This window comes from Marinovum algicola, assembly GCF_900109145.1.
GTDB classification, from domain to species: Bacteria; Pseudomonadota; Alphaproteobacteria; order Rhodobacterales; family Rhodobacteraceae; genus Marinovum; species Marinovum algicola.
The window spans coordinates 38296-48135 of record NZ_FNYY01000030.1 but is presented as its reverse complement, the minus strand read 5'-3'; the positions used below and the strand labels follow the sequence as shown (position 1 = coordinate 48135).

The following is a 9840-nucleotide window of genomic DNA, read 5'->3' as shown; positions in this document are numbered from 1 at the left end:
AAGGGCTGTAGCGGCCGCAACGGCAGCGATGGCGTAGGAACCGATCCACCGCCGATGCATCGAGGTCTCTGGTCGGGATCTTCCGGGCGCGTGCCCACTTCAGAAAATGCCGGGCGGCACCCACGGCGCCCTTCGAGAGCCGGGGATTGTCTGCGAGATAGGCGCTGACCAGAGCGACGTCGTCAGCGCCGGCACGGCCACCGAGCGGAGAGTTGGAGGGGGAGTTCATGGAGGATGTCCTTCTGCGGATGAGAGCAGAGGCATCATGATTATCCAAAGCGGAAACCCGAAAATGAATCAGCAGAACAACAGGTTGAAATCCCGAACTCCGCATAACGGTGACGCGGCATATTGGTAGGTTTGTGCTCTCAACCGACCCCGGATGCGACGCAGCATCCGCCACGCTCGACTCTTCAGCACCGGCAAAGACGGCCCTTTCCTGCCTTCCAGAGGCCAACGAGATGCTGCGATGCGGCCCGTGAGTTCGGACATTCGCTGCGACTGCGAAAACGGATGTATTTCGAATTCACAAAACGCGGGGCAGAGTGAGCATTCGTCGCGCCTGCGCAAATGGGATCTTTTGGAGGTGCGCCAAAAAATCGGTGAACCGTGATCGCTGGCAGATAGTGCGTTATGCTGCTCGAATGGATCGCGACGATATTCCGCTTCTGAAAGCCCTGCGCCGCGCGGTCGGTGACCCGGACGCGCGGGTTCTCAGCTCGGATCGGCGCGCACTGGGCAAAGGTTTCGCCGACGCAATGGCCGGGGGCGAGGGCCTTATCCTTCACAGCGGATTGCTCGAGACGTGTGCGGGCGATCAGGAGTGTCAGGTCGTCGAGAAGGTCTGCCGGGTATTGCCACCCGGGCGCGAACCGGGCTCGTGGCTCTACTGGAAACGCGAAGCGCTGGCCTACGACTCAGGGTATCTCCACGGCCGGTTTGACGGTATCAGGCCGCCGGAGTGCTACGGCGTCGCCTATTCCGAAGACCCCACCGCGCGCATCTTCATCGAAGCGATCCCCGATGCCCAACCGCATTGGACAGCCGAGACCCATTCGCGCGCCGCTAATGCGTTGGGGCGGTTTACCGCCAGTGCCGCGGGCATGCCGGACATCGAACGCCACGATTGGATGGCGATCGGGCGGGCACATAGCTGGACGGACATCGCGGCGGACCTACTGAACGATCCGGACACTCTCAGGGGCGACCCTGTCCTTGCCCGCTGGCTCGCAGGCACGAACCTGGCAAGGACGGTGGACCTCTGGCAGAACATCGGCGTGCTCCGCGCCGCTTTGGCTGATCTCCCCAAGTGCTTCTGCCACCACGATGCTTTCCAGCGAAACCTGCTCGTCCGCGAAACAGACGAAGCGGAGCCGGTAATCTTCGCGATCGATTGGGCCTTCGCGGGTCACGGCGTCGTCGGAAAGGAACTTGCCGCCGCCGTCGGCGCGTCGCTCATGTTTCGCGACATCCGGTCGGACGAGGCGAACGACATATCCGTGCGAATGTTTTCCAGCTACCTGGATGGAATGCGTTCGATCGACTGGCCGGGCGCATCTGCGGATGTCCGCCTTGGCTTCTGCGCAACGACCGCGATGATGTTTGCACTGGGCGCCCTCGGGCCATGGCTTGCTTTGTTGCGCGACCCCGAGTTCTCGCCTGTCGTCAAGGAGATCACCGGGACAGAGCCGGACCGGTTCATCGGAAATCTGTCCGACATCCAAGGGTTTTTTCTCGATCTGGGCGAGGAGGCGGTGGAGCTTGCAAGGCGCTGAGGGTGTGGGAAAATACCGAAAGAGCCGGAACGGCATACAAGGTGTGATCCGTAACGGTCACGCTTGGGAAGCGTATGCCCGAGATCGACGTGTCAAACGGTGATCATCTCACGTCCAGCGCAGGTGTCGAAACCATAGGAGGAACCCGTGCCGGAAACCTTTGGCGATACTGCGGATGGTTTTGGAAATTTTTGACTGCGGTCCCGAAAAGCAGAAATTAATGACTTCCGCAGCGATGGAAGAAATTGGGCTCGCCTCGCGCCATCGCCGCGGTTGGCACGGGGCGACCGGTCCCGGCAACCTCGACTTTCGCTGCGGAGGCGCCGGACACACGAGGCGCGGACAATTCCGCCGCTTAGCAGAGCGCTGAAATAGTTGCTGAGCCGGAACGCTGTCCTGTCATCAGGGCCGGTTCGTCTGATGGGTCATGCCTGTCGGCGCGTCCGCGGCTCGCACCTCGGTCCATCTTTCCCGTCATGCCCCCAGCAAGCGCGGTAGCCGGGCAAGGTTGTTGGCGGCCATGGTCAGGATGAAGCGTGATCGGACGCGTTCGACGCCCCGATACATGGTCTGTGCCATGCCTCCGACGGTCTTGGCCCAGCCGAACGGTTCCTCGATCTTCTTTCGGTGCTTCTGGGACAGTGCATATCCCGCGTGTCTGGTCGTGCGCCCGTCGATCGCTGAGTATCTCGATTTCTGGGCGACATGGGGTGTGACACAGGCTTGACGCAGGTCGGCGACGAACCCGGCCGCGTCATATCCCTTGTCGGCACCCAGCGTCAGCCGCCGGGTCGATCCGGGGGAATGGCGGTGGATCATGTCCAGCGCCGCGCGCCGCTCGGCATGACCGTCGGCCTGGGTCAGATCACCCTGCACGACAAACCCGTGCCTATTTTCCATCAACGCGTGGCCCATGAAGCACAGCACCGCACCCGTGCCGGGGGATTTCTTGTAAAGGCGTGCATCCGGATCGGTGGTCGAGGCATGCGTCGCGTTCGAGCGCTTCTCGCCTTTGAAGTCGACCTCGGCATTGCGAAGAGGTTTGGTGTTGCGGGGCATCGGGTCGGTCTCTGCTGGGGTCTCGGAAGGCGCGGTCTCAAGGGGGGTATCCGGGGCGGGTGGATCGCCGGGCCCGTCATCGTCAGGCGGGGCGGCATCGGCCTTGGGCTGATAGCTCTTCATCGACGCCCATGCCTTGACCATCGTGCCATCGACCGAAAGGTGCTCGTCCGACAGCAGGGGTGCAATCTCGCGATGGGCCAGGATCGCAGCCATCACCTTGCGCGACATCTCCGTGCTCAGCAGCCGGTCGCGGTTCTTCGTGAACACGGTCGGCACCCAAACGGGATCATCGATCCCAAGGCCAACAAACCAACGAAACATCAGGTTGTAATTCATCTGCTCCATCAACTGCCGCTCGGATCGGATCGAGAACAGGATCTGGAGCAAGCTCGCCCGGATCAGCCGCCCCGGTGGAATCGAAGGGCGACCGAAATCGGTGTAAAGCGCCTCGAATTCGGCATCGAGGCTGGCGAGCGCGTCGTTGACGACCTGTCTGATCTTGCGCAGCGGGTGTCGCGTAGGGATGCGCTCTTCCAGATCTACATAGCTGAACAGCGATCCGCTCGTCTCGTCCATCCCGCGCATGATCACCCCCACCGTTCCCGTGCCGAGGGTGAATCATGTTCTCAAACCGCTGTCGAGACAGGACTATTTCAGCAACCTGTTAGGTGCCGTGCAACAAGTTCGGTTCTTGCATCCCTATCCTTGGATGAGACCGCGCTTCAAAACCGGTCCGGACAGACCGACATCAGCATCTCTACACCGTATTCGCTTTCGCAGGCGCCTGCAGCAATCAAGTCGCCAACGATCTTGCGCCGCTCGACATCATCGAACCTGGCCGTGTCGTCCGCGGCACGTTCGTATTTCCGAAAGGTCCAGGCGAGAAACGAGAAAGGAGAAAGGGTCAGGGCGGTCATCTTTGGTCTCCATCATGTCGTTTGAACCAATGTACGTTAGGGAGGGTTCTTCTGGTATCCGTCACGACGCTGTGCTGATATGCAAAGATGCAGAGCCGTTTCAGGGATTGGGGAGACGTGCGAGTTTTCCTCGCGGTAATGCGCGAGGGGTCGACTCTTGCGGCCTCTCGGCATTTGGGGATCAATCAGACGACCGTCGCGCGGCGCATCGACGTTCTTGAACACGCCCTCGACGTGGTACTGTTCGAAAGGACCACACGCGGTGCGGAGCCGACCGAACACGCGACCGCATTGCTGCCTTTCGCCGAAGCCATCGAAACAGCCGCCCTGTCTTTTGAGGCAGAGGCAGAGAGGGGCCGGGACAGCGCACCCATCCTCATCACCTCATTCGAGAACGAGACGTTTGGCCACATCGGGGCGGTGGTCGCTGAATTTGCCGAGAAACATCCGGGCGTCAGGTTCAAGTTCGTTTTCTCGGAACGAAGTCTGGACTTGGTAAAAGGAGAGGCCGACGTCGCCCTGCGCATGGCACCGGCGATCTCTGACGACAGGCTGATTGCCCAGAAAGTCGGTCAAACACAGTGGACCTACTATGCCTCGCGCGCCTACGCGGCCACCCATTCGCTGCCTGCGGAATTTCGCAAGGACATGGAAGATCATCCTGTCCATCTTCTGAACCATTTCCCAAGTGAACGTCGCAACATCGTGCGTTGCGCCACATTCAACGACATGCTGATGGCGGTCCTGACCGGGCAGGGTATTGCCCCGATGCCGGTGACGATTGAGGCTACAAATCCGAACCTTGTCCGCTGTTTCGACCCACCGCCCGGCTCTGACCTGTTGACCTGCCCCCCGCCAAATCCCTCATCGTAATGTAGAGTCTGCGCCAACACTGAAGGAGCAGACACATGCGAAAGAGCCGTTTCACTGAGGCGCAGATAATTGGGATGATCAAAGAGCAGGAAGCAGGAATGCCGACTGCGGAAGTGTGCCGCAGGCACGGTCTGAGCCCTGCGACTTTCTACAAGCTGAAGTCCAAGTATGGCGGGATGGAAGTGTCTGAGGCCGCGCGGCTGAAGGCGCTGGAGGACGAGAACGCCAAGCTCAAACGCCTGCTGGCCGACACGATGTTGGACAATGTCGTGCTGAAGGATTTGCTGGGAAAGAACTGACGACATTGACCCAGCGGCGAGATGCGGCGCTCCAGGTGATGCGGGATCATGACATCTCGCAGCGCCGGGCCTGCAGGCTGATCGGTGTCGACCCCAAGACAGTCCGGCGAGAACGCCCGCCAGACTGTGCTGACATCCGCAAGGAGATGCAGGAGATTGCTGGCAAGCGACGCCGGTTCGGATATCGCCGGATCGGCGTTCTTTTGGAGCGTAAAGGTATGACGATGAACCACAAGAAGCTCTATCGCATCTACCGCGAGGAAGGGCTGTCGGTGAAACGGCGGCGCGGCCGGAAACGGGCGCGTGGCACCAGAACACCGATGCCATCGGCCTCGTGCGCCAACGCGCGCTGGTCGTTGTATTTCGTGTCCGACAGCTTCGGTGCCGGACGCAAGTTCCGGATCCTCGCCGTGATCGACGACTGCACGCGGGAATGCCTGTGCCTGGTTGCAGATACCAGTCTATCAGGCGCGCGGGTTGCAAGGGAGCTGAGCGCCCTGATCCGGCTCTACGGCAAGCCCGGCTGCATTGTGAGTGACAATGGGACCGAGTTCACAAGCCGGGCGATCCTGAAATGGGCCGACGAGCAGGAGGTGCCTTGGCACTACATTGATCCCGGCAAGCCGCAGCAAAACGCGTTCATCGAAAGCTTCAACGGCAGCCTGAGAGATGAACTCTTGAACGAGGAGATCTTCGACAGCCTGGACGACGCCCGGCGCAAGCTGGCCCTCTGGCGCTATGACTACAACACAGTCAGGCCGCACTCATCGCTGAGCAACCAGACACCGCAACAAGCGCGCCGAGCGCTTGAGCAATTTGCGGGCTCCGCGCCCGGCGCGCTTGCGCCAGACGGAGAACCCGAATACCAAAATCCAACCTGCAGACTCGCTTTATGAATGAGGGAGCCTCGGGGGGCAGGTCACTTTCAGTCTGGCTGATTGCATCTTCAGTGGCGTACAAACGTCTCGAGGTTCGCCGCTTCATCGAATTTGCCGCCCCCAGGATTGCGCGCAACTTAATGAATACGAACGAGGGTCTATTGGGCCACAGTCAATAAATTGCAATAGGGTTGCCGCTCGTCGAGTCCAAACAGCCAGTTCGCTGGAGCAATCGCAAAAGGGACGTTGGTAAGAGTCGTAACATTCGATAGCCTGGGCTCTGAGCCGTCATCGGATGCGGCGCGGCATCGGCCGCGCTCGGCGCCTCGGCAGCGGTAAGGACGGCCCAGAGCCGACCTTGGCCCTCGGTCAGAACGCCGCATTTGCAGCTTCCCCGAAGCGGCCGTTCCAGCAGGCCGCAGCATTTAAAACAATCCGGGGCAGCAGCACGGAGAGATCGAATGCTAGGGATCCGATTTGCGCTTCGTGGAGCATGCCTGCGAGGTGGCTATGGTGTCCGCAAAAGAACGACTGGATGGTCTTTTCCTGTGTGGCAGGGCCAATAGCCCGTTGGTTCGACATCTGCCGGTCTGGAAACTGGAGCATCGGCTGGCGAATCACCATCAATTTTTCATATCATCCTGCGCTGCGGTCTTTAGGATGCCTCGGAAAGTGACAGCTCCGCCCCGGTCACGCGTGACCAGAGGTCGCGCACCATTTTGTGAAGACTCTGGGCGTCCTGCCAGCGGTCCGTAAGGTCGTTGCCGTCCGCGCCCGAGATGGCGTAGGGCTTCGGCCCCAGTTCGATCGTGAATGTCAGGCTGCCGCCCGGTGCGCCCCGGCCCAGCCAATCGCTGAATCCCATCGCCCACCAGGTCATGAACTGATCGACCCAGGGGCGGTGACAGTCGAAACCGATTTCAATCTGTATCTGCTCGGCGCTCGCCACCCGGCCGTGGAAACCATGGGCATGGCGCAGAATGCGCGCGATCATCGCCTGGTTCACCGGAGAAATCGGCATCGTCATCTCCTGTCCGCAGACGTAATGCGACAGGTCGGCCAGGAGAGGCAGGTCACCCAGCCGGTCGATCATTTCGCGTGTCGACCAGAGATCGTTGGTCATCCTCCCCCGATGCGTTTCGACAAGAACCGGCACGCCGTATTCCTGCGACAGTTCCTGCCAGCCAGCCAGGATCGGCAGGCTCGTGGCGACATCATAGGGGCGCACGTCGGGCTGGATGGTCAGATGGTGGATACCATGCTCGGCAGCCAGTTCAAGTGCCGGGCGCAGGTCCTCGACGCCACGCGGAAAGGCCTGGCCTTCGATGACGAAGCCGCGATCGCGGGCCAGGCCGATCCAGGGCTCGATCTCGGATCGGGTGTGGAAATGCGTACAGATGCCGTCAAACCCGGCCGCGGCGATCATTTCGAACTGCTCCTCCGTGCTCCATTCTTGACCGTCTGAGTGGTGGCGCTCCATTCCCCAGAGCGATTGCAGGATGTGAAGGTCGGGCATGTGCTTGTATTCCCATAGGTTTGGCGCCGCACAGCCCCGGTCGGCGTCTGCGGCATGCTAGAAGCGGATGAGAAAGGGAGGAAGGGGCCTGCGCGACCGGCGGCACGCCCCGGCTTATCAGCTCTCAGGTCCGTGCCTGCGCCGTGAAGGTGTCGAATGCACCGTCGTCCATCGCGACGCTGTGCTCCGGTCCCGGGTAGCCGCCGGAATCGACGTCGGCACGGAACTCGCGGAAAGCCGCAATGCGTTCGGCCTGCAAGCGTTCCAACTCGGGCGCAAAATTTCGGTAGACCTTGCCGTGGCGCGGCTTGTGGTTCTTGCCGTAACCGCAGATGTCTTCGGTGAAGAGGTACTGCGCGTCGGCATGTTTTCCCGCACCCATGCCGAGCATCACCAGAGAGGAGTTTTCCGTCAGAAACTGCGCCACGCGGTCGGGCACCACCTCGAGTTCAGCGGCAAATACGCCAATCTCCTCCAGCTTCTGCGTATGCTTCCACAGCGCCAACGCCTCGTCCGCGGTCTTGCCGACGGCACGCCATCCGGTCCAGGTGATGTAGGACGGAATCAGCCCGATATGGCCGACGACCGGGATGTGGTTGTCACACAGCGCTTTCTGGATGTCATAAGATGCCGAGCAATAAAAACAATCGCCGCCGAGAGACGCGTAGTAAAAGGCCGCGCGCAGATAGTCTTCTGCGATGGCGAGAGCGCGGCCGTTGAACTGCCCCCAACCGCCATAGGGGAGACCAACCTGGACGAAGCAGTCACCCGCGGCTTCGCGCATCTCGGCATCGAAGAACCGGCCTTCGATCGACAGCATGTGGATGCCCGCCTCCGAAGCGGCAGCGGCTTCGTCGGGGGTGGTGACGAAGAGCATTGAGATCGTCTCGCCGCGCTTCTTCATGGCGCGGATGTCTTCGACATGGGGGCGGTTGTGGTACATCGGTCTCTCCTGCTGCCGGTCAGGCAGCTTTCAATTGGCGTTTCAGGTTCTGGGACGGATCTGCCAGCACATCGGGGTCGACAATGGCGGCGCGTTCGATGAGCTTTTCCAGTATGCGGAGATCCTTGGCGATGGTGTTTCCCGGTCCGATCCCGGCAGCTGCAGCGAGGTGTCCCGCGGCGTTGCACTGAAAGACGAGGCGGGTTTCGTCGCCGGTCTCGCGGCTGCGCACCGGGAGCGCCATGTCGAACAGCCCCGCCACTTGCAGGGTGAGGTCGTACTGGTCCGACCAGAACCACGGCACCTTGGCATAAGGCTCGGCGCGTCCCAGCATGGACGCCGCTACATGGGCGCCCTGATCCTGCGCCGCCTTCCAGCTTTCCAGCCGCACGCGCGCATCGTGCCATGCGAAATTGCAGCAGTCGCCGGCGGCAAAAACGTGCGGGTCAGTGGCGCGGAAGTCTCGGTCCACCACGACACCGTTGTCCACCGCGAGCCCAGCAGCTTCGGCGAGGGCGGTGTCAGGCAATGCGCCAACACCGGCGATCACCATGTCGAAGTCGAGCACTTGTCCGTCTGTCAATGTGATCTTCCGCGCATCGGCCATGGTGACGCCGGCGCCGATCAGCAGCCGAATACCCTCGACCGCGTGTCGGTCCCTGACCACTGCGGCAATCTCTTCCGGAACGGCCCGGCCCAGAAGGCGTGGCCCGGCCTCGATGACCGTGACCTCGGCACCGGCCTTTCGAGCGGTGGCGGCCAATTCGAGGCCGATGAACCCGCCGCCGATGATGCCGATGCGCGCGCCGGGTTTCAGGCGCGTGTGGATGGCCGCGGCATCCCGGTCGCTGCGCAGGGTCAGGCAGCCCTCCATGCCAGCAAACAACCGTGCGCGCGCACCGGTAGCCAGCAGCAGCTTGTCATAGGTCAGCGTCTCGCCGTCGTCCAACGCCACCGAACGGCTCGCCGGATCGAGGCGCGAAACCCGGGTGCCAAGCCGCAGGTCGATTGCCTTTTCCGCATAGGCGTCCTCGGGCCGGATCGGCTTGGCCGCGGCAGTGAGGTACTTGGAAAGCGGCGGACGCTCATATGGCAGGGGGGTCTCCGCCCCGATCAGCGTGACGTTGCCGTCAAAGCCCTGCTCACGCAGCGCAAAGGCTGCGCGCACGCCGCATTCACCGGCGCCAATGATCACGATTGCCGTCATGGATCGGTTTCCTCGTTTGGATAGATACGCGCAGCCTGCGAAGGGTCAGATTTCGACGAAGACCCGGCCACCTTCGACCTTGGTGGGATAGGTGTGCAGGTTCTCGCAAGCCGGGGGCGTGTCGACTTCGCCGGTCTCGGCATTGAAGATCGAAGCGTGCTTGGGGCATTCGATGGTGTTCTCCACCACCAGCCCGTCCGCCAGATGGATTTCCTCGTGGGTGCACAGCCCGTCGGTGCAATAGTAGTTGTCTTCGTGATCACGGATGATGACGAAGGTGCGCTTGCCGTGGTCGAAACGGATAACGTCCTCTTCGTCGATGTCGGTGGCGGCGCAGGCGTCGATCCAGTCGGCCATGGTGAATTCTCCT

General features: G+C 61.5%; 10 protein-coding genes and 1 pseudogene. 3 read left to right on the top strand and 8 right to left on the bottom strand.

What is annotated here, in order from left to right; genetic code table 11:
* Nucleotides 1-229: pseudogene (locus BMW90_RS26905) on the bottom strand (tyrosine-type recombinase/integrase); the annotation flags it as partial.
* Between the two features lie 415 nt (nucleotides 230-644).
* Here BMW90_RS26905 and BMW90_RS23885 point away from each other — a divergent pair.
* Nucleotides 645-1775, top strand: coding sequence for a phosphotransferase (locus tag BMW90_RS23885; protein WP_074840010.1), 1131 nt, complete (start codon nucleotides 645-647; stop codon nucleotides 1773-1775).
* 474 nt (nucleotides 1776-2249) lie between these two features.
* Here BMW90_RS23885 and BMW90_RS23880 read toward each other — a convergent pair whose 3' ends face one another.
* Both BMW90_RS23880 and BMW90_RS23875 read right to left on the bottom strand, forming a co-directional pair.
* Nucleotides 2250-3422 carry an IS5 family transposase gene (locus BMW90_RS23880; RefSeq protein ID WP_074840027.1) on the bottom strand — a complete coding sequence of 391 codons (1173 nt, stop codon included), beginning with the start codon at nucleotides 3420-3422 and terminating at the stop codon, nucleotides 2250-2252.
* 137 nt (nucleotides 3423-3559) lie between these two features.
* On the bottom strand, nucleotides 3560-3754 hold the full coding sequence (locus BMW90_RS23875) for a hypothetical protein (protein ID WP_074840008.1): 195 nt from the start codon (nucleotides 3752-3754) through the stop codon (nucleotides 3560-3562).
* Between the two features lie 87 nt (nucleotides 3755-3841).
* Here BMW90_RS23875 and BMW90_RS23870 point away from each other — a divergent pair, with 87 nt between their 5' ends.
* Both BMW90_RS23870 and BMW90_RS23860 read left to right on the top strand, forming a co-directional pair.
* Complete coding sequence (locus BMW90_RS23870) at nucleotides 3842-4627, top strand: LysR family transcriptional regulator (protein ID WP_074840006.1); 786 nt, start codon at nucleotides 3842-3844, stop codon at nucleotides 4625-4627.
* Nucleotides 4628-4662: 35 nt separating this feature from the next.
* A protein-coding gene (locus tag BMW90_RS23860) for an IS3 family transposase (RefSeq protein WP_244526606.1) occupies nucleotides 4663-5822 on the top strand; the annotation gives its coding sequence in 2 pieces (ribosomal slippage) (nucleotides 4663-4912 and nucleotides 4912-5822; 1161 coding nt in all).
* Between the two features lie 351 nt (nucleotides 5823-6173).
* Here BMW90_RS23860 and BMW90_RS23855 read toward each other — a convergent pair.
* The 5 genes from BMW90_RS23855 to BMW90_RS23835 form a co-directional block, all read right to left on the bottom strand.
* Nucleotides 6174-6428, bottom strand: a complete 255-nt coding sequence (locus tag BMW90_RS23855; RefSeq protein WP_074840004.1) for a hypothetical protein — start codon at nucleotides 6426-6428, stop codon at nucleotides 6174-6176.
* 31 nt (nucleotides 6429-6459) lie between these two features.
* Nucleotides 6460-7320, bottom strand: a complete 861-nt coding sequence (locus BMW90_RS23850; protein WP_074840002.1) for a sugar phosphate isomerase/epimerase family protein — start codon at nucleotides 7318-7320, stop codon at nucleotides 6460-6462.
* A gap of 124 nt (nucleotides 7321-7444) precedes the next feature.
* The gene (locus tag BMW90_RS23845) at nucleotides 7445-8263 is read right to left on the bottom strand and encodes a 3-methyl-2-oxobutanoate hydroxymethyltransferase (protein WP_074840000.1); all 819 of its coding nucleotides are present in this window, start codon (nucleotides 8261-8263) and stop codon (nucleotides 7445-7447) included.
* A 19-nt stretch (nucleotides 8264-8282) separates the two neighbouring features.
* The gene (locus BMW90_RS23840; RefSeq protein WP_074839998.1) at nucleotides 8283-9470 is read right to left on the bottom strand and encodes an NAD(P)/FAD-dependent oxidoreductase; all 1188 of its coding nucleotides are present in this window, start codon (nucleotides 9468-9470) and stop codon (nucleotides 8283-8285) included.
* Between the two features lie 45 nt (nucleotides 9471-9515).
* A complete protein-coding gene (locus BMW90_RS23835) occupies nucleotides 9516-9827 on the bottom strand; it encodes a MocE family 2Fe-2S type ferredoxin (RefSeq protein ID WP_074839997.1) in 312 nt (103 codons plus the stop codon).
* Nucleotides 9828-9840 lie beyond the last annotated feature (13 nt).